Genomic DNA, 20,302 nt, shown 5'->3' on the forward strand with positions numbered 1-20,302 from the left:
TTCTGTTTTGTCCTTTTTAATCCTGAAACCTAAAAATGATATCAAGCAAACTAGTTACTCTTTCTATCATTATTAGGCTCATCGATAAGAATGGGTTTAACGACAACCCTTCGATTAGTAATATGGACTAAATCACTGCTACCTTTTAATAAGGGCTTGGTTTCACCAAATGCCTTAGTGGTAAAACGTGATTGATGAACACCCTGTTTGTATAAATAATCTTTCAGGGTTTCAGCGCGTTCTATGGATAGCTTCTTGTTATATTCAATTTCAGATCGCGCGTCAGAGTGCGTCTCTATTATAAAGTTATAACGGGTACAGTTTTTAATGACTTTGATAACTTTATCCAGGCTCGCAATTTTCTTTACATTGATTGCTGATTCATCAGAATCAAATAGTTCTAAAAATTCTGGCGTTAAAATATCACAAGAAGATTTCTCGCTATTTTTTACTGCTAACTTGGTGCTTGTACTAGCTTTTTGGGTGCTATGTGTTTGATCAACTTTTTTACTCGGATCATTTTTAGTTTTCGTATCTTTCTTCTCATGTGTGTTTTTATCCTTTATTTCGGGTTTATCAGCGGGCTTTTTCTGCGATACTGATTTCTTTTCTTTTTCGTATTCGGTGTCCGCTTTAACTTTAGTTTCTATAAAGTTTTCAATCGTTTTAAGAACAGTACCTTGATACCACTCGGTTAAATTCGAACAATCCGACGTACTATGTCCTTCGCCCCAGGTTGATAATCTGAAACTGGTTGTTGGGTCTCGTAAGACCTTGGCACCTTGTTGAAATGACGTCCAGGTACTGGCTAAACAACAAGCACTATTAAACTGCATTGCTGGTTCGCCTTCTTTGGGTTTAGACAAATGCTTAGGGTAAGAGGCAAATACAGAAAGCTCGGGCTGACCTTGAATAAGTTTTATTTCTTCTTTGTTCAGTAAGGTCATGCCAGCGGCTTTTAATTTATCGATGACTGTTTGTTTTAAGTTTTCAGCCAGGATAATGTCTCTTGTTTTTGCCCCTTTGATAATATCATCAATATTGACATAGATACCTGTTAGACCACGTAAAGACATAAAGTTCTTTTTATAATCTTCTTTTTGCACTGGAAGTGGTTCTTTTCCACATTGTTGATAAAGATTATTCTTTCTCGCATCGGCTAACAGCTGACTTATTTCTTTATTCGTTTCGTTCACATTACTTTTAGATTCAGGGGTTTCTGCCTGTGTATTTGCTGATATTGCAACGTTTAGTAGAAGTGCGGAGGTAAGGGTAAAGAATAGTGTTTTATTTTTTGTTTTTTTCATGACGAATTAAATAATGATAGTTTCGCCTGATTATATAACATGCAATATAAGCCTCAGCTTAATATCTAGATAAATGGTGTTCATTTTTAAAGCCTGAAATTGATCTAAAACGCTGTAAAATCAATGGCTCACTATTTTTTAGGTAGGTAGATATCGTATCGTGTCGATTTGCCGGTGATTTGAAACGCAGGCTCCAGTGATTCCGTGAGTTTTTCGGCCAATCTTGGGCGTTTAACCACAATACGTTTTTCGGCTTTAGAAAGTGCGAGCATCAATACTGACTCGCTGTCTTGATCATCGCCGACGATATCGTGAAAAAACTGCATTTCCTTTTTTACTTGTGCGGTTTTATTGCGGCTAGGGAACATCGGGTCAAAATAAATGACATCTGGTAATTCAGACTCATTGAGTGATTCAAGATAATCCATTGCACCTTGATTGACTAACGCAAGCCTAGCGAGTATTTCTTCTAATTCGCTGTCCATAACCAGTGCGGCTCTATCTAATGCATCTTTCAATAAGGCATGCACCACCGGATTTCTTTCCAGCATAGTGACATCTGCACCAAGAGAAGCTAAAACAAAAGCATCGCCTCCCATACCAGCTGTCAAATCTAATACTGTCGGATTTTGAATTTTTTGTAAGCCGACCGCTTTCGCAATATCCTGACCTTTGCCACCACCGTGCAAACGTCTGTGCTGTGTTTTACCAGCCGCAAAGTCGATGGAGATTGAAAGGGCTTTATCTGGCTTTTTCTTCGTGACTTCAGGTACCTTTCTCAGTTCTAACTGGTCGGTACTGATGTGAAGTAGATAATCTGGTGAGATTTTTTTTGTCAGAACAGGGATCGAGGTCTGCTGCGAAAGCCTATCTAGTTTGATCTTGGGTACGCCCCGATCAGCGGTGATAGCGATGATAGTTTTATTCATAGTTAATGCTCAAGAGTATAAACGTCGATGAATAGAACTGTATCAATAATGCGGAGGAGGGTTTTCGTCTTCCTCTGAAACCAGTAAATCTTCTTTGTTGATTGACTGGATCTGGGTTTTCAAAATCTCTATTTGTTGTTCCAGTGCTTTTATTTGTAACTGCTGTCGGTGGACTTCACGATTGAGAGTTTCAATCGTGTTTTCCTGATCCATCGACAGCATTTCCAAATTTTCTAGTCGTTTTTCCAAAATAGTTAACCTGAAGGAACTAATGTACTAATAAAATTAAAGTAATTTACGACCTTTTTGCGAAGCAATTCTTAAACGCAATGCATTCAATTTGATAAAGCCTTCTGCATCCGCTTGATTGTAAGAACCTTCATCGTCTTCGAATGTAGCAATTGCTTCATCGAATAATGAATTTTCAGATTTACGACCAACGCAGGTCACGCTGCCTTTATAAAGCTTCAAACGCACTGTGCCGTTCACGTATTCCTGAGATTCATCGATCATTTTCTGCATCATCTCACGCTCAGGACTCCACCAGTAACCGTTGTAGATTAGCTCAGCGTATTTAGGCATTAGGCTGTCTTTAAGATGCGCAACTTCACGATCCAGAGTCAAAGACTCCATGCTACGATGTCCTTTAAGCATGATGGTTCCACCCGGTGTTTCGTAACAACCACGTGATTTCATGCCTACATAACGATTCTCTACGATGTCTAAACGACCCACGCCGTTTTCGCCACCCAGTTTGTTGAGTGTTTCAAGCATTGTTGCTGGGCTTAATGCTTCGCCGTTTAGTGCAACAGGATCGCCTTTTTTGTATTCGATTTCGATGTACGTTGGTTCATCAGGTGCTTGTTCTGGTGAAACTGACCAACGCCACATATCGTCTTCTGCTTCAGTCCATGGATCTTCAAGAATGTCGCCTTCATAAGAGATATGAAGTAGGTTAGCATCCATTGAGTAGGGCGATTTTTTGCCTTGTTTCTGGTAATCGATTTCGATGCCGTGTTCTTCAGCATACTTCATTAGTGATTCACGTGAGTTCAAATCCCATTCACGCCAAGGCGCAATAATCGCAACACCCGGCTTTAGTGCATAAGCACCTAACTCGAAACGTACCTGGTCATTACCTTTACCGGTAGCACCGTGAGAGATCGCATCAGCACCTGTTTCGTTGGCGATTTCAATTAAACGTTTTGAAATCAATGGACGTGCAATCGATGTACCCAGTAGGTATTCACCTTCATAAATAGTATTCGCACGGAACATTGGGAATACGAAATCACGCACAAATTCTTCGCGTAAGTCTTCAATATAAATTTCTTTAACACCTGCTGCTTTAGCTTTTTCGCGAGCGGGTTCTACTTCTTCACCCTGACCGATATCAGCGGTAAATGTTACGATTTCACAGCCGTAGTTTTCTTCTAACCATTTGATGATGATTGAAGTATCTAAACCACCTGAATAGGCAAGTACGACCTTTTTGATGTTCTGTTTGTTTGTGGCAGTAGTATTTGAAGACATAATTAATCCAATATTGGGCGCTATAAAGACGCGAGATTATACATCTAATACTGGAAATAAAGTAGAATCTACGTCATGAAAATTAATGAAAATGTGTCTTTAAAAGACTTAAATACTTTCGGAGTCGCGGCTAATACAAAATATCTCTGTGAAATCACAAATTTACAGGATATCGAAGCACTGTTTGAGTGGAGATCAAAGCATAATTTACCTGCTTTATTATTGGGCGGTGGCAGCAATTTACTGTTTAAAAATGACTTTGAAGGGCTAATCGCGAAAGTCTGTTTATCAGGTAAAGATATTGCCGAGGAAGACGATGAAGCGGTTTATGTTTCAGCTGCTGGTGGTGAAAACTGGCACGAGTTTGTTCGCTGGACAATAAATAAAGGTTTTGCAGGGCTGGAAAATCTATCCTTGATACCGGGTTGTGTCGGTGCCGCACCAATCCAGAATATTGGCGCCTACGGCGTCGAATTATCTAATACCTTGCACTCATTACAGGCGGTAAACCTTGATAACGGTGATATTCTCGAGTTCGATAATGAGCTTTGTAAATTCGGTTACCGTGAGAGTTTCTTTAAATCGCAGGCTTTGGATAAGCTTTTAATTACCTCTGTCACTTTTCGTTTGCCGAAAAAACCGGAGTGGCATATTAATTACGCTGGTTTACGCGAAGCACTCGAAGGTGAAGTGCTCACTGCTGATGTAATTAGCCAGGCAGTCATTTCCGAAAGACAACGTAAATTACCCGATCCTGCACAAATCGGTAACGCAGGAAGTTTCTTTAAGAACCCTGTGCTGAAAGTCAGTGAGTTTGAATCACTCAAAAGTGAGCATGGAGAATTACCCGGATTTCCTCAGAATCACAATCATGAAGTGAAAACCTCAGCAGGTTGGTTGATTGATCAATGTGGCTGGAAAGGTCATCGTGTCGGTGATGCGGGTGTTTCTGATAAGCATGCGCTGGTGCTGGTGAATCATGGGAATGCGACAGGTACAGAACTTTGGCAGATTGCAGAGGACATTATCGCTTCTGTTGAGGATAAGTTTGGGATTACCTTAGAGCCTGAACCACGGGTAATCAAATAAAAAGTGCCCCTATACACGGTAAAACCTAGTATTGCCTATCGGCAAGCTAGCTTTAAACTCTGGCATACATGAGTTGTCCATTTCAAAAAACGAAATGGCAATCGCATGGTAAATAGGAGGGTGACTTTGTCACATGACATTAACAATAAGAAGGTTTAAAACATGAATACATACCGAATCTATCAAGTTGACGCTTTCACCAGAACAAAATTTGAAGGCAACCCTGCCGGTGTTGTCGCCAATGCCGATGGTTTGAGTGATAAACAAATGCAATCAATCGCGCGTGAATTAAATAATTCGGAAACCGCATTTATTTTATCTCCGGATGTAAACAGTGATGCTGAAGAGCATGATATCTGGGTGCGGTTCTTTTCCCCGATGACTGAAGTCCCTATCTGTGGGCATGCGACTGTTTCAGCGCATTATGTGTATGCGATGGAAAACAACTTACCTTCGTGTGTGTTAAAACAGAAAGTGGCTATAGGTATTCTGCCTGTAGAAATAATCCAGAATTATTCTGTTGCTGAGGACCACGGTGATTACAGCCACGGTGATTACAGTATTATGATGACTCAGGGAGAGGTTGAAATCTCACCCACAGTTAGTAAGCAAATTAATGATGATATTCTTCTCGCTTTGGGCATATCAGAAGCAGATCGAGATCAACGTTGCCCGATACAGGTGTCATCAACAGGCCATTCGAAAGTAATGATCGGCATCAATAGCGAAGATACATTACACGAACTAACTCCTAATATGTCGGCGTTAGCTTCAATCAGTGAGTCAGTGAATTCAAATGGTTTTTTTGTGTTTGCGCTGAATGATGCTGCTATGAATGATAAAACAGATGATTCTATTATTAGTCATGGGCGAATGTTTGCTCCTGCAATTGGTATCAATGAAGATCCGGTAACGGGTAATGCAAATGGTCCTTTAGGTGCTTATCTGGTCAAACACAAAATACTGGAAGTCGATCAGAATGGAAAAGATCAAGTCAGTTTCAAAGCCATTCAGGGTGAAGCGATGGGAAGACCGGGTATTGTCAATGTCATTGTCGATTCTGAAAATGGTTTACCCGTAACAGTAAGAATTGGTGGTGATGCGGTAATTGCGTTTAAAACAGAGATATCTGTTTAACTTGTAATATTAACGAGTAATAAAAAAAGTGCCTTAAAGTAGGGGGGTGACTTTCAATTTATTTTTTATCCTGTTTAGAGACAATATTCCCTTTCTCTATACGTACAATTTGATCCATCGCATCAAGTCCAGAAAGATGATGCGTAATTAAAATCAAGGTGCGTTGTTTGTTGTGTTCAATGATTGACTGCAGCATGTTTTTTTCGGTAATACTGTCAAGCCCTTCACCTGGCTCATCCAAAATCAGAATAGGCGCAGATTTTAATAAGGAACGGGCAATACTGATGCGACGCATTTGACCGCCAGAAAGTTTGTGGCCTGCTTCACCAATCCAGGTGTCATAGCCTTCTGGCAGTTCCATAATAAAATCATGAATCTGGGCCACTTTACAGACAGCCTCTAATTCACTGTCCGTAGCTTTGCGGTTTGCTAATAACAAATTGCGTTTAATGGTGCTGTTAAACAGTGTGCTGTGTTGCGATGCAACGGCAAATTGTGAGCGCAGTTCTTCACCATCGAGTTGTTCGATAGAAACACCGCCAAAACAGATTTCGCCAGAGCTTACTGGCCAGAATTTCATTAGTGCATTGATTAAACTACTCTTGCCCGAACCACTTGGTCCAACAATCGCAATATGCGTTCCTGTGGGGATGTTTACGTTTATATTTTGTAAGGCGTCATTTTCCTGTGATGGGTAACGCAAGCTCATATTGTTAAACACTAAATCTGCAGATTCAGGTAGTGGGTGTGGAATCTCTGGTTCGATAACGGCAGGTTTACTGTCCACAATATCAAATAATCGACGCGCAGCTGCGAGTGTTGTGGGTAAAGTTTGAAACGCCAAAGACAACGGCATAATCGCTTCAAAGCTTGCCATGGTGAACAGGGCGAGCATTGGTAAACTCGCAGGTCCGATGGCTTCACTGTTTACCATTGGGATAGCGATAATCAACATTAACAGCACGCATAGATTTGCCAATAACCCGGACATAGCCTGTGAGCCACCATTAAGTGTGGCTAGTGATTTCTGATCTTTTAACAGACCTTCACTGAGTTTTTCAACAGAATCAGAATGTCGCTTGGCTGCGTCATTAATCAATAACTCACTCATGCCCTGAGTGCTATCCATGATTGCGGAGCGTAATTCCGAGGTTATTTTTGATTGTCTGCTAGAGGCTGAATATCCCCAGCGATTTATCAGCAAAGGTAATAAAACACCCGCGGCAACTAAAAAGAATAGTTCGATAAATGCCAGTGTCTGACTATATTGCCAGAGAAATATAACGATAATAATACTGCTGATAAAAGCTACTGTTACCGGTGCGATTATGCGTAGATAAAAGTTATCTAAAGTGTCTATATCAGCCCGAATTCTACTGAGTAAATCACCACTGCGATAATTTTGTATAACCGCTGGCGCAAGAGGTTCTAAGTGATCATAAAACCAACTGCGTAAACTGGCGATTAATCGAAACGTTGCTTCGTGGGTAACAAGACGCTCTGCATAACGACTGCTGGTGCGAATAATGGCAAAAGCGCGTATTAACGCGGCGGGTGTAAAATAATTAATCGCCGCGCCTGTTATTCCTGCGATTGCCATACTGGCGATAAACCAGCCAGATAAAGCCATGAGCCCGATATTAGCCAGAATAGTGAGCAGGGATAACACCACCCCAAGCAACATCCAGCCCCACCAGGGTTTGATCAGGGTAAACAACCTGCGCATGACTTGAAAATCACTAAGCATGGTGTTGATCTCCCTGTTCGAAAAGATCGACCATTTTTTGATATAAGGGGTTTTCTGTCATCAAGGTTTGATGGTTAGCGATTGCAACCACGCGGCCTTTTTCGAGTAATACCACGCGATCAGCTTGTTGTACGGTATTCAGTCTATGGGCGATACTGATGACACAACGGTTTTTTGAGAGTAATTGCAGACTTTGTTGTATGAGTAACTCACTTTCTTGATCCAAATGGGCTGTGGGTTCATCGAGCAATAATAGTGGCGCATCTTTTAAGAATGCTCGCGCCAAAGCGATTCTCTGGATTTGTCCGCCCGATAATCCTGCACCGCGTTCTCCTATGTGAGTGTCATAGCTGTCAGGCAGTGACTCGATATATTCATCAATCAACGCTGATTTTGCGGCATTTTTCATTGCTGAATCATTGGCGGATGGGTTTGCCAAACATATATTTTCTCTGATGGTTCCCTGGAATAGATGAGCACGTTGTGGCATCCAGGCGATATTGTGTCTCCATTCATTGAGATGATCCTGTCTCAACGGCTTTTGATTGATAACAATCTCACCTTGCTGCGGACTGATAAAAGCAAGTAACAAGTTCATTAGCGTACTTTTACCTGCGCCACTTGAGCCAACAATGGCAATATTCTCATTGGGATGAATGTTTAGTGAAAGATGCTCAAGTGCAGGGCGGCCAGGTTCGTACTCAAAACTGACATCCTTAAATTCAATTTCTATGGAATCAGTGATTCCAAGTTTATTGTTTTGAGACAAGTTGCTAGATTTGCTAGAAACTAAAATCTTAGCATCATTATTTAGGACACCTTTAATCAGCGCACTCTTAACCAAGCCATCTTCACTTTCAACGTCATCAGGATGCAATATTTCAATCATCTTTTCAGCTGCACCAATAGCTTCCATACGCGCATGATAATGGGTTCCCATATTGCGCAACGGTTGATAAAACTCAGGGGCTAGCAATAACGCAAAAAAGCCATAGAAAAAATCTAACTCGCCGTACATCAAGCGAAAACCAATCAGTACAGCTACCATCGCAATACTCACGGTTGATAAGAATTCTAGTAATAACGATGACAAGAAAGCCACACGTAAAACGGACATGGTACTTTTACGGTAATCATCTGAAATTCTGGCGATGAGTTGTGATTCTCGACGACTGGCATTGAACAATTTGAGCGTTGTGAGGCCTTGTATCATATCCAGAAAATGAGCACTCATTCGCGCCAGTTTGCGCCATTGTTTTTTATTAAGGCGTTCAGTACCTTTGCCAATCATGATCATGAAAAACGGAATCAGAGGGGCTGTCACCAGCATAATGACACCCGAAATCCAGTCGATGGGGAAGATGAAAACCAGAATGGAAAGTGGGATAAGTGCCACCAATGACATGGTTGGCAGATACCGTGCGTAGTAATTTTCCAGAGCATCGACACCATCGACAACGGTGTTGATGAGTTCGCCACTACGTTCGTTATTTAAAGATAAGGGACCGACTTCGAACAAGCGATCGTGTAGTTTTTTTCTTAGGTCGCGTTTAACGCGAAGAGCCGCTTCTACCGCTGTGTACTCCGAAGCCCAATTGAGCACGGCACGAAACAGATAGACAAAAAATAAAGCAACAAAGTAGCTGTTTAGATTAGCTACTGTTGCCTTTTCAAAGATGACATTGTTGATAATGTTTGCCAGACACCAGGCCTGAGCAATCAACAGTAGGCCTGATAATAATCCCAGACCTACTGAAAAGCGTAAGTATGCGCCCGTTGTTTTCTTTTGGGCTTTAAGAAATTCTGGACTAGCAGAATCTTTGGCGTCAGACATAGCCACATATCTTACTTAGTTTTTTAGACATCTTATTAGTTAACGTTTATTCATCTTCATCGAGGCCATTTAACTCAAGCCACATGACGTTAATGATGCCAAAAGCACAAGCCAGTAAAACACCAAGAATCCAGGCAAAATACCACATAATTTTCTCCTATTTGTACTTTTATTAATAAAGGCTGTGCTGTTTTGCACGAATGTCTTCAACACTGTATTTACCCCAAAGTTTTACGTAACACCAAACGGTGTAAATCAAAATAATGGGTACGAATAATAGGGTTGCAAATAACATGATTGATAAGGTTAATTCACTGGAAGCGGCATCCCAAATCGTTAAGCTATGACTGGGGTTAACGCTTGATGGAAGAATGAAAGGGAACAGTGAAAATGCACCCGTCAAGATTATCCCAAACATGCTCATTGTAGTCATGGCAAAAGCTATACCGGCTTTACGTGCGCGAGCCGATAAAAATGCTCCGAATGCTGCTACAAAACCAACAATTGGCGCGATCATGGTAAGTGGATATTCAGTGTAATTTGTTAGCCATGCACCTTCAAAGATTTCCACAGTTTTACCCAATGGATTCGCAGGTGCTCCGGTATTGATTTCGCTGGTTAGAGCATAACCATCAATACTCGTCCACAACCACAAACCTTCAATAGCAAACAGTGCGATCACAGCGATCGCCGCAAATTGTGTGTAAGTGCGGGTACGGTTATAGACTTCGTCTCCACAACGCATCATAAGATATGCACCACCGTGCATCACAAACATTGAGATAGCGAGTAAACCAGAAAGCACAGCAAACGGATGTAATAGACCGAAAAAGTTTCCGTCATAGAATGAACGTAAATAATCGTCATAGTGAAAAGGCACTCCTAAAAACAGGTTGCCAAATGCAACGCCCAAAATTAATGGTGGAACGATTCCCGAAATGAATAAACCCCAATCCCAGGTACTGCGCCATTTTTTGTTCTCAAGCTTAGAGCGGTAATCAAATCCTACCGGTCTAAAGAACAGAGAAAATAGCATTAGCATTAATGCCAGATAAAACCCTGAAAAAGTGGTCGCATAAACAATCGGCCATGCCGCAAAAATCGCGCCAGCAGCCAGTATTAACCATACTTGATTGCCATCCCAATGCGGGGCAACAGCATTGATGGCAACACGGCGTTCTTCGTCTGTTTTGCCTACGAAGGGTAATAACATGCCGACGCCCATATCAAAGCCTTCTGTCATTGCAAAGCCTAGCCAGAGTATGCCAACGAGTAACCACCAGACCATTTTAAGCGTTGTGTAATCGATAAATTCCATCATAGTTCTCCTTATAACAACTCAGCTTCTGGGGTTGATGAATGCGGTGCGTGATACATTTTTCCACCTTCTTTTTCGTGGTAGTAACGACCAGTATGTAAGCTACTTGGACCTAAACGTGCAAACTTTTGCATAAGGTATACTTCGATCACCAATAGAATGGTGTAGAAAACCACGAAGCCAATTAAACTATAGAGAACATCGTTATAAGTAAGTGAAGATACCGCCATAGACGTTGGTAAAATCTCACCCACAGCCCATGGTTGACGGCCATACTCGGCAACGAACCAACCAGTCTCGATAGCTACCCAGGGCAGCGGTAAACTGAGGAATGACACCCATAGGAACCAGCGCTTAGTGAAAACAGTACGTCGTGCAGTAAAGATAAATGCCAGACCAAATACTAAAAGCATGGTAAAACCTGCTGCGACCATAATACGGAAAGACCAGAAAATGGGTGCAACATGTGGGATGGTGTCTTTAGCTGCCGCTTTGATTTGCTCTTCAGTTGCATCCACAACATTCGGTGCAAACTGCTTTAAGTGCAGGGCATAACCAAGCTCACCTTTAGATTCATTAAAGCTTTCTTTTTCAACTGCTGATGCTTCACCTTTACGCACTTTTTCGAACAGCGCATAAGTATGTTTACTGTTACGGATACGGTCTTCATTTTCAGCAATAATATCCTTTAAGCCTTTCACTTCTTCATCGAGAGAGCGGGTGGCGATAATGCCTAAAGCGTAAGGGATTTTCACCGCATTATGTGTTTCCTGTGCGTCCTGATCAGGGAATCCGAATAAGGTAAACGCAGCGGGTGCGGGTTCTGTTTCCCACTCGGCTTCAATGGCCGCGAGTTTTGCTTTTTGTAACTCGCCCGTTTCATAGCCACTTTCATCACCGAGTAAAATAACGGATAAAATGGAAGCTAAACCGAAGCCTGCTGCGATGGCAAAAGAACGCTTGGCAAAGCCAACATCACGTTTCTTTATCAAATACCAGGCACTGATACTTAAGACAAACATAGAACCAGCGACATAACCCGCTGAAACCGTATGAATAAACTTCACCTGTGCAACAGGGTTGAATAAAACCTCTGAAAAGCTGGTCATTTCCATGCGCATGGTTTCGATATTGAATTCTGCACCAACCGGATTTTGCATCCAGCCATTAGCGATTAAAATCCACAGCGCCGAAAAGTTAGTTCCAAGAGCCATTAACCAGGTTACGGTTAAATGAGAGACTTTGCTTAAACGATCCCAGCCAAAGAAGAATATGCCGACAAAGGTTGATTCCAGAAAGAATGCCATCAAACCTTCAATCGCTAGCGGGGCACCGAAAATATCCCCCACATAATGCGAATAGTACGACCAGTTGGTGCCGAATTGGAACTCCATGGTCAAACCTGTGGCAACACCTAAGGCAAAGTTAATGCCGAATAATTTACCCCAGAACATCACCATGTCCTTGTAAATCTGTTTACCGGTCATCACATAGACTGATTCCATAATGGCCAGTATGAATGTCATTCCCAGGGTTAATGGTACAAATATAAAATGATATAAAGCGACTGTTGCGAACTGCAAACGCGATATATCGACGACTTCTTCTGGAATCATGATAAGTATGCTCTCGTGTATGAAGTGTTAGTAAATTATTAAGTATTAGTAAATAAGAAAGCGCTAATTAAAGTCGGTATCATAAGGGGTGTCTTTGATAATTCACAAAGCGATCTATTTTTTTTCATAAAAAAACTAACATTTATCAAGAAAAATTAAAAATAGTGTGGGAGCCACTTTAAACCAGCAGAAAAAAAGTGTTATGAGAACTATTTTAAAGGAGGGAAGAGTAGGGGATGTTGGCGCGTATTTAGATAAAATAACGTAAGTAGCAATAGAGGTATTACTAACAAATAACGTATTTATTAAAGAAGGTATCTAGAAAAGAATGGATCTGAATGAAAGCATCATTAAATATCAGGCATGCGTTCCAGAAAAAACTGCCCGTAAGTAGGGGGGTGTAAATTTATACAATCAAAAGAGTTACTTCTCCTTAAATTCACCATAAAGAGTTAGCGAGTGTTCCATCAGCACGAAGCCATGCTCTTCAGCAATTTCTCTTTGTCTTTGTTCGATAATCTCATCATGAAACTCAATGATCTTACCTGTTTTCATATCAACCATATGATCATGATGTTCACCAGTGTCTAACTCAAAAACACATTGATCACCTTCAAAATTGTGTTTGATCACCAGCCCAGCTTCAACAAATTGGGTCAGTACGCGGTAGACCGTTGCAATCCCCACTTTGATTCCCTGGCTGAGTAACTCCTGATAAATTTCTTCTGCGCCGTAATGCTGTTTTTCTGAAGTTTCAAGAAGCTTCAATATTTCTACTCTGGGTCTTGTAACCCTGAAACCAGCCTCTTTAATATCATTTTTATTCACGATGTTATTACCTTCACCACAACAGAAAAACCGAGAGTTTATCTTATGAGGGTTGTCTGCGGAAGTTACCATAAAGAAAAAAAGAGTTGCAATAGTAATGATAATCGTTATCATTTGTATTTAGAGTTAACAACTAGTGAATAAAATGGTTTCAGAAGATATGAATCAGATAGATGTTAGTAAAATCTTGAATGGCAATAAAAAAGCCATCCTCCGTCATGCTGATAAGCAGTATTTGTTATCAATTACCAGACGAGGAAAATTAATCCTGACTGCTGCTGAACAATCATTATTACCCAAGCAGTACAAAGTGTTCCTCAAAGAGACATAACTTTTCTTTGGTAAGTGTTAGTTATGTTTTTTATGTTCAAGCCAATACGTGTTCTACCCCGTCTCGTGCTAGCCAGATCTTTTTTACTCAATCAGTCTTAGGTGAGATTGATGATCGATAACGAGCTTTAGCTTTTTTCACTCTAAGCTTTTTATCGAAATCAATCTCAGTACAGATCTAAAAATAGTATAGATCTAAACATAATATAGATCTAAACATAATAGAGAGCGTAAATATGAATTTTTTAAGCATGAATGTGTATATCAATGCCTGGCTAGACTGCAGTCACCCTTTTATTTCGATTCACAATAAATTTGATGATGATGTGTTGTTGCATTTCAATGAGGATAAGGTAAATCAATTATTCGAAAGCGGTGATCTGTGTATCGATGATTTTCAAAACACGGATAGTGATCACCAGCTAACAGTCATTGCTGAATTGTTGGCCATCCAGTCAAATGAACGCATTAAAATCCAGTTGGCAGAGTTACAAGGTGGTTTGAAAAGACGTGCCCCCAAAGCTGTGACTAAATTTCCTAATCAAATAGCTATTCAAAAAGCTAAAACTTCTAAGCAGATAATCCCGATATCGACCCTTCAAGCAGCAGCACGTTAGTGTTGTAGGTCGAGATTGAACGATGAATCAAAAATGCGATTGTTATAACAGTGAACTAGAAATGCTGTTGATGGCAGAGAGCCATTTACTTGCCTGGACAGAGCCGAATTTATTAAATCAATTAGTGGATCAGGGAATAGAGATAGATGAGCCTCTTAAAATATCAATCGAGGTAACAGAGGTTAACAAAATCTAACAAAATCTAACAAAGGTGTGAGAAGTGAATATAAATAACCAGAAACGTCAGAAGTACAGCGACCCATTGCTCAAAAAATTGACAGATGAACAGATGCTTTTATCGACAGAAGTGAATGAGTTGAATAAAGAGCTCAATGTCATTAAGTACATTCTTCGCCAAAAACAGAAAAACCTGCGTGAGATCAATACACAGTTGATTCAAAAATCCATGAGGGGGCCTTTTTTATCCGTTGTTACTTCTTTGTCCTCAGAAGCGCAATTTGAGAAAAGCGGACATTTTTTGGCTAAAGATATACTGGTCTGTTTTGATGGCGGTAAAAGTGATCCGCATAAAATAAATCACCAGAGAGATTAATCAAGTCATTCATTGGCTTCGCTTGGTTTAGTGTTAGATCGCAGCAAGATTGCATCTGCTTTTTTATGCTCTAGGACTGCTCTCTATAAGCCGATATCTATACTAATAAAATAGAGTGGTTAGAGAGCAGACCAGATCATAAAAAAAGGCTTCAAAGTAGGGGTGGCAGTTAAGGTTTTAACTGTTACATCCTTATATTGCTTAGGATGATTTGGGTTAGTTATTAGATGAATGCGCCAAGCATTTTAGGCATGTTTCCAAACACAATTCCTGAATATTTCGTTTGGTAATGCAATCCATACAACGAAAATCACTGGCGCAAACCTGTTTTGTTTCCAGTAGTCGTTTCAGGGTGCTTCTTTTAATCTCAAGTTTTAAAGTAACATCATGCTCTAAATCTACAACGTCTTGTTTTTGAAGTATTTCTATTTTTTGTGTTTTAGCTAATACAGTCATAATCGCCTCAGTATAAATTTAAGTAAAAACATTAGATTAGGCTTTTAATGATAATGATTATCGTTTATATTTACAAGAAGCAATATTCTGATTTTCACTTAAGACTTACAGGTTTGTTATGTGCCAAATACCCTCTAATAAAACATCGCTTACAACTGGTTCTACTGTTACATCTGCATCGCTTTCGACATTACCTATTCCTGACCTTAAAAAGAAAGCGACTAAACGCGGATCTCGTTTGAAGTTTTGGGAATTAAGTACACGTTTTCATTGTGCTGCTTTAGGTACCTGTTTAACGTTGAAAGAATTACGCCAAATTGGGAATAAAGCGAATATTAAGGACATCAATTCCTGGGACGATTACTGTATACACGTTTCATTCTTACAAGCATTAGATGCTAAATGTTATGTCAGTAATCTGGTAAATAAGTTATTAGATAAAAAATATAAGATCAATATCTTGTATTTTTCCAAAACAAAAACAGAAGATGAAAGAATAGCGCTATGGAATAATGCCGTGAATACCGGCGATATTGCAGGTGCTTTCTGGGCGATGCTTACGCATCCAGACACCACAGAAGAGACGCTTTATCAAGTGTATGGCAAGGTCCACATGTTGTCGCATCTATCAGGTGCTACCGCGCGAATCGATATACGTGAATTTCATATTCTAGAGAAACGTAATAACGCCTTACAAGATCAGATAGACATCAATGAAGCCGTTTACAATAAAAAACTGGATAAGAAAGAAAAAGAATTAACACAATTGAAAGCCGAGTTGTCCCAACTTCAGCAAGAAAAAAGTATCTACCAACAAGCAAAAGAAGAGCTGAATAGTATTAAAGACACGCCTTTTATACACCGTTTTGAAGAAGAAATTAAACAATTGAAAGATGAGCTGGAAAATGCACAAGCAAATGTAGAGCGACTCAATAAAAGCAATCAGGAATTGGAAGCAATTGCCATGCAAGAACAAGAAAAAAACCGTGAGCTCAATCAACAGTTAAGTCACTTATCTGATGAAAAAACCAGTATTGAAAGTACTCTGGCAAGTTTATTAAATCAAACCGATGGTGCAATCGATAGTTGTGAAGCATGCCCGAATACTAATTCTGATTTGTGTGGCCGTTGTGTTTTATATATCGGCGGAAGAAATAGTCAATACACGCACTTCCGTCAATTAGTAGAACAACAAAATGGTGCCTTCATTCACCACGACGGTGGGCGAGAAGATGGTCACCAAAAATTAGCAAGTATTGTCTCAAAAGCAGATGTTGTTGTTTGTCCTTTAGATTGTGTCAGCCATACCGCGATGAATGCCGTTAAACGCCATTGCCAAAATAATACTAAACAGCTGGTGTTCATTCCTCATGCAAGCTTGTCTGCTTTCTCAAAGGGGCTGACAGAGGTCATGGATTAGACGGTATAAAGTATTTGAAAACAGAAATGATAACCATTATCATTGTCTTTGATGCAAATGAGATTTATTACTGTTTGAGGGTATGATGAAGTCGTTAAAAAAAGCAGGTCTGATAAAGACTCAACCAAGAATGCTTATTCTGGATATATTTGAAGCACAGGAGAAAAAGCATCTAAGCACTAACGATATCTATATGGCATTACAGCGCAACAAGACGCCGTTATCACTCGGCACTATTTACAGGGTTGTGAATCAGTTTGAAAAATCAGGCTTAATACAAAGTCATCACTTTTCTCCAGATAATGCGGTGTATGAGCTGTGTGCGGCAGACAATCATGATCACATGATTGATATAAGAACAGGCAAGATTGTTGAATTTCATGATGAAATCATTGAGAAACGGCAAAAAGAAATCGCAGAAGAATATGGATTGGATTTGGTTGATCACAAATTTATTCTTTATGGATATTTCAATTAAAATGGATATTTCGATTAAAATGACCTGAGTTCACATTGTTTTAATCCTTCTTAAATCACTTGAAGCCATACTTAAAAAATAAGTCCTCAATAAAAAATGCCCCATAAGTAGGGGGGTGGCTTAAGGTTTTCATTTAATCATTATTTATTCCTGTTTTTATCGACAGAGTGGTTTACGCTTTAGTGAACCAGAGAAACAGATTAATCACGAGATAACTAATGAAATCAGCAAATCAACAAACAGATCAACAAGCAAATCGTCTACGCCTGGGTATCCTCGGCACAGGTCATTTAGCCACGTACACCGTAACCGGTTTAAGACGATCTGGTGATACACGTCAGGTAATAGTAAGCCCCAGAAATGCAGAACGCGCTAAATACCTCGCGGATAATCAGCAGTGCATCGTTGCAGAAGATAATCAAGGTGTGATTGATCAGTCCGATTTGATTCTATTAGCCGTTAGACCTTGGCAACTAACCGAGTTACTGGAAGGGCTGGTTTTTCCTAAAGATAAAATAGTGGTCTCGGCGGTTGCGGGCTTAACTCTGGATCAAGTTAGAAATAAGGCTGATTTACCTGACAAACTCGCGCTGATTTTACCGGTAGTCGCGGCAGAAAATGCACAAGGTTTTGTGCCGATTTATCCCGACATACCAGAAGTCAAAGCGTTGGCAGATTCACTGGGTAAAACCATCGCATTCAAACAGGAGTCTCAATTTGAAGAAGCGTCTGCAATGGCTTGTTTGAATGGCTGGTTGTATCGATTCTTTGATGAGCAATATCATTGGTTGATTAAAAATGGTATCGAGGAAGAGGATGCGCGCAATATGGTATTACATAATACCCTGGGAGCTGCGCACTATGCCTTGGGTAGACCTCAACAGGACTTATCTGAACTCGCGGGAGAAATCGCGCGTGAAGGTACATATACCAAAGCAGGTTTAGATCAGCTGGAAGCGGGCGGTGCTTTCAAGCAATGGAGTGATACTCTGGATATGATTAAAGCCAAACTAGATGCGAGTGATGAATAAAAAACAATAGGAAACAATAGGAAACAAATACATCGTTACATTTTTGAGTTGTTAAAAAGACATATCGGTATAGCGTTCATTTAGAAACACTTGTCATAATTCCTTAATCAATCAGTCATTAATTTGTCATGAATTTGACAAAGTCTCGTAACAAACGATGAGTACAGTCACCCTAATGGAAAGAGGGGGTTATATGTACGAAACGGTTTTAGATCTACCCATTAACTCAGGTGCTTATAAAATAGCAGTGGTCACAGAAACCTGGCTACCCGATATTAATGGTGTTGCTTTGACCTTGGGCAATATGGTTCAGGGAATGAAGCAAAAAGGCTACGCAATTGATGTCTACTATTCTTCCACCAAACATAATGAGAATACAGATCTCGTTGCTGATCATGAATACCTTCTACCTGGTTTTAAGCTGCCGTTTTACAAAGAAGTAAAAGTAGGTCTACCAGCAAAACACACCTTAAAAAAGATGTGGGGTGAAAACTTACCCGATGTCGTATTGGTTGTGACTGAAGGTCCCTTAGGGGCTTCTGCCATTAAAGTGGCGCATAAATTTGGCATTCCTGTCGTGAGTGAATTTCACACTAATTTCGATCAGTATTGCCGTTATTATCACCTTGGCTTTCTGCTGGGTTTAACGCGTCGTTACCTGCGTCGCTTTCATAATAAAACCGATATTACGCTTGTTCCTACGCGGGTATTACAAGACGAATTGCATTCTCAGGGCTATGACAATGTCGGGGTGTTATCACGGGGCGTAGACACCGAACTTTTCCATCCATCTCGTCGTGACAATGCATTGCGCAAAAGCTGGGGTATGAATGAGAATGATTTAGCCGTCATTTTCGTCGGCAGACTGGCTGCTGAAAAAAATCTACCGCTCGCAGTAAAGGCTTTTCAGGCAATAAAAACAAGAGACCCAAAAGCCAGATTTATTCTGGTGGGGGATGGCCCTATGCGTCAAACACTTGAAACTGAAAACCCTGACTTTATTTTCTGTGGCGTTAAAAAGAAAGAAGCGCTCGCCAGACATTATGCGTCGGCAGATTTATTCATTTCACCCAGTATGAGCGAAACCTTTGGCAATACTTTGATAGAAGCGATGGCGAGTAATTTGCCTTCCGTGAGCTTTAATTATGCCGCCACTCAGGAAAACATCACCCACGGGGTCAATGGTATTGCGGTTCCCTTTGGTGACAACGAGGGGTTTATTCAGGCAGTTGTGGAAATCATCACGTCAAAATCCTACATGAAAAAATTAGGAATGCAGGCAAGAGAAAAGGCAGAAGAACTGAGCTGGAATAGTATTTACGACAAGTTCGACGTCATTTTAAGTGAATTAATCGAGGAGGAAATAGAGTGTGATCAACTTTTTAGAACGACTTAACCAGAGCGAAATACCTTTATGTATGCTTTTTAATAAATTCAACCATAAACGTTTATTCAACCGTTTTTTTGCAGTGATCAGCCGCTTGGGAAACGGCGTTTTCTGGTATGTACTGATCGCGCTTTTACCCATTATCTATGGTGTTGAAGGGGCTAAAGTTTCACTGCACATGCTGATTGTGGCAATTGTTTTACTGTTGATTTATCGCCGTCTAAAATCAGCTACACTTCGTGTTCGACCGTACCGTTTTGACGATAATATTCTGCAGAATGTTGCGGTGTTAGATCAGTTTAGTTTTCCTTCGGGGCACACCATGCATGCGGTTGGTTTCACTACGGTTTTATTACAGTATTTCCCGGAATGGTATTGGTTGGTTGTCCCGTTTACGGTACTTGTTGGATTATCCCGTTTGATTCTTGGGCTTCACTATCCTAGCGATGTATTAGCGGGAATTGCACTAGGTAGTAGTATTGCGATGGCGAGTTTTATGCTTCTTTGATTAGATGTTAGCTTCCTTGTGCTTAAAGATAAGGAAGGTCTGCGCCTATTGCAAACTAGTCCCAACTTTAGTGTGATCAGGACACAATATAGGAGGCAAGCTTCAAGTGTGTTGGTATAAAAACAGGGGATGCATATAACAGGCGAATTCTAAGACTAAAAATCATTACTAGTCGCGTTATATA

General features: G+C 40.4%; 22 protein-coding genes. 11 read left to right on the forward strand and 11 right to left on the reverse strand.

Features of this window, described 5'->3' with window-relative positions:
• Window positions 1–50 precede the first annotated feature (50 nt).
• The 4 genes from OO007_RS17235 to OO007_RS17250 form a co-directional block, all read right to left on the reverse strand.
• Window positions 51–1,307: an OmpA family protein gene (locus tag OO007_RS17235; protein ID WP_325809725.1), complete on the reverse strand. Its 1,257-nt coding sequence runs from the start codon at window positions 1,305–1,307 to the stop codon at window positions 51–53.
• Between the two features lie 131 nt (window positions 1,308–1,438).
• Window positions 1,439–2,236 carry a class I SAM-dependent methyltransferase gene (locus OO007_RS17240; protein WP_325809726.1) on the reverse strand — a complete coding sequence of 266 codons (798 nt, stop codon included), beginning with the start codon at window positions 2,234–2,236 and terminating at the stop codon, window positions 1,439–1,441.
• 42 nt (window positions 2,237–2,278) lie between these two features.
• Window positions 2,279–2,485 carry a SlyX family protein gene (locus OO007_RS17245; RefSeq protein WP_131906423.1) on the reverse strand — a complete coding sequence of 69 codons (207 nt, stop codon included), beginning with the start codon at window positions 2,483–2,485 and terminating at the stop codon, window positions 2,279–2,281.
• Window positions 2,486–2,521: 36 nt separating this feature from the next.
• On the reverse strand, window positions 2,522–3,769 hold the full coding sequence (locus OO007_RS17250) for an argininosuccinate synthase (protein ID WP_325809727.1): 1,248 nt from the start codon (window positions 3,767–3,769) through the stop codon (window positions 2,522–2,524).
• Window positions 3,770–3,844: 75 nt separating this feature from the next.
• Between OO007_RS17250 and murB the strand changes: the two genes are divergently transcribed.
• Window positions 3,845–4,858, forward strand: a complete 1,014-nt coding sequence (gene murB / locus OO007_RS17255) for a UDP-N-acetylmuramate dehydrogenase (protein ID WP_325809728.1) — start codon at window positions 3,845–3,847, stop codon at window positions 4,856–4,858.
• A gap of 162 nt (window positions 4,859–5,020) precedes the next feature.
• Complete coding sequence (locus OO007_RS17260; RefSeq protein ID WP_325809729.1) at window positions 5,021–5,995, forward strand: PhzF family isomerase; 975 nt, start codon at window positions 5,021–5,023, stop codon at window positions 5,993–5,995.
• Between the two features lie 58 nt (window positions 5,996–6,053).
• Here the strand turns inward: OO007_RS17260 and cydC are convergent, their stop codons facing one another.
• The 6 genes from cydC to fur form a co-directional block, all read right to left on the reverse strand.
• Window positions 6,054–7,742 (reverse strand): thiol reductant ABC exporter subunit CydC, encoded by a 1,689-nt coding sequence (gene cydC / locus OO007_RS17265; protein WP_325809730.1) that lies wholly within the window; start codon window positions 7,740–7,742, stop codon window positions 6,054–6,056.
• On the reverse strand, window positions 7,735–9,576 hold the full coding sequence (gene cydD, locus OO007_RS17270) for a thiol reductant ABC exporter subunit CydD (RefSeq protein WP_325809731.1): 1,842 nt from the start codon (window positions 9,574–9,576) through the stop codon (window positions 7,735–7,737). Before cydD ends, cydC begins: the two co-directional genes overlap by 8 nt.
• A 46-nt stretch (window positions 9,577–9,622) precedes the next feature.
• Complete coding sequence (gene cydX, locus OO007_RS17275) at window positions 9,623–9,724, reverse strand: cytochrome bd-I oxidase subunit CydX (protein WP_022954336.1); 102 nt, start codon at window positions 9,722–9,724, stop codon at window positions 9,623–9,625.
• A gap of 24 nt (window positions 9,725–9,748) precedes the next feature.
• Window positions 9,749–10,897, reverse strand: a complete 1,149-nt coding sequence (cydB, locus tag OO007_RS17280) for a cytochrome d ubiquinol oxidase subunit II (RefSeq protein ID WP_325809732.1) — start codon at window positions 10,895–10,897, stop codon at window positions 9,749–9,751.
• 8 nt (window positions 10,898–10,905) lie between these two features.
• Complete coding sequence (locus OO007_RS17285) at window positions 10,906–12,510, reverse strand: cytochrome ubiquinol oxidase subunit I (protein ID WP_325809733.1); 1,605 nt, start codon at window positions 12,508–12,510, stop codon at window positions 10,906–10,908.
• 423 nt (window positions 12,511–12,933) lie between these two features.
• On the reverse strand, window positions 12,934–13,338 hold the full coding sequence (fur, locus tag OO007_RS17290) for a ferric iron uptake transcriptional regulator (protein ID WP_131906416.1): 405 nt from the start codon (window positions 13,336–13,338) through the stop codon (window positions 12,934–12,936).
• Between the two features lie 145 nt (window positions 13,339–13,483).
• Between fur and hemP the strand changes: the two genes are divergently transcribed.
• The 4 genes from hemP to OO007_RS17310 all read left to right on the forward strand — a co-directional run bounded on the left by hemP (window position 13,484) and on the right by OO007_RS17310 (window position 14,838).
• A complete protein-coding gene (gene hemP, locus OO007_RS17295; protein ID WP_325809734.1) occupies window positions 13,484–13,669 on the forward strand; it encodes a hemin uptake protein HemP in 186 nt (61 codons plus the stop codon).
• Between the two features lie 235 nt (window positions 13,670–13,904).
• Window positions 13,905–14,285 carry a hypothetical protein gene (locus OO007_RS17300; RefSeq protein WP_325809735.1) on the forward strand — a complete coding sequence of 127 codons (381 nt, stop codon included), beginning with the start codon at window positions 13,905–13,907 and terminating at the stop codon, window positions 14,283–14,285.
• A 22-nt stretch (window positions 14,286–14,307) separates the two neighbouring features.
• On the forward strand, window positions 14,308–14,481 hold the full coding sequence (locus OO007_RS17305) for a hypothetical protein (protein ID WP_325809736.1): 174 nt from the start codon (window positions 14,308–14,310) through the stop codon (window positions 14,479–14,481).
• Between the two features lie 24 nt (window positions 14,482–14,505).
• Window positions 14,506–14,838, forward strand: coding sequence for a hypothetical protein (locus OO007_RS17310; RefSeq protein ID WP_325809737.1), 333 nt, complete (start codon window positions 14,506–14,508; stop codon window positions 14,836–14,838).
• Window positions 14,839–15,054: 216 nt separating this feature from the next.
• Here OO007_RS17310 and OO007_RS17315 read toward each other — a convergent pair whose 3' ends face one another.
• Window positions 15,055–15,294 carry a hypothetical protein gene (locus OO007_RS17315; RefSeq protein WP_325809738.1) on the reverse strand — a complete coding sequence of 80 codons (240 nt, stop codon included), beginning with the start codon at window positions 15,292–15,294 and terminating at the stop codon, window positions 15,055–15,057.
• Window positions 15,295–15,412: 118 nt separating this feature from the next.
• Here OO007_RS17315 and OO007_RS17320 point away from each other — a divergent pair, with 118 nt between their 5' ends.
• The 5 genes from OO007_RS17320 to OO007_RS17340 all read left to right on the forward strand — a co-directional run bounded on the left by OO007_RS17320 (window position 15,413) and on the right by OO007_RS17340 (window position 20,118).
• A complete protein-coding gene (locus OO007_RS17320; RefSeq protein WP_325809739.1) occupies window positions 15,413–16,714 on the forward strand; it encodes a DUF2325 domain-containing protein in 1,302 nt (433 codons plus the stop codon).
• Window positions 16,715–16,796: 82 nt separating this feature from the next.
• Window positions 16,797–17,192, forward strand: coding sequence for a Fur family transcriptional regulator (locus tag OO007_RS17325; RefSeq protein WP_131906410.1), 396 nt, complete (start codon window positions 16,797–16,799; stop codon window positions 17,190–17,192).
• Window positions 17,193–17,410: 218 nt separating this feature from the next.
• Entirely contained in the window at window positions 17,411–18,223 is an 813-nt protein-coding gene (locus OO007_RS17330; RefSeq protein WP_325809740.1) for an NAD(P)-binding domain-containing protein, read from the forward strand.
• Window positions 18,224–18,416: 193 nt separating this feature from the next.
• Entirely contained in the window at window positions 18,417–19,619 is a 1,203-nt protein-coding gene (locus OO007_RS17335; RefSeq protein WP_325809741.1) for a glycosyltransferase family 4 protein, read from the forward strand.
• A 22-nt stretch (window positions 19,620–19,641) separates the two neighbouring features.
• A complete protein-coding gene (locus OO007_RS17340; protein ID WP_325809742.1) occupies window positions 19,642–20,118 on the forward strand; it encodes a phosphatase PAP2 family protein in 477 nt (158 codons plus the stop codon).
• Window positions 20,119–20,302 lie beyond the last annotated feature (184 nt).

The organism is Cocleimonas sp. KMM 6892 (assembly GCF_035798195.1).
GTDB lineage: Bacteria > Pseudomonadota > Gammaproteobacteria > Thiotrichales > Thiotrichaceae > Cocleimonas > Cocleimonas flava.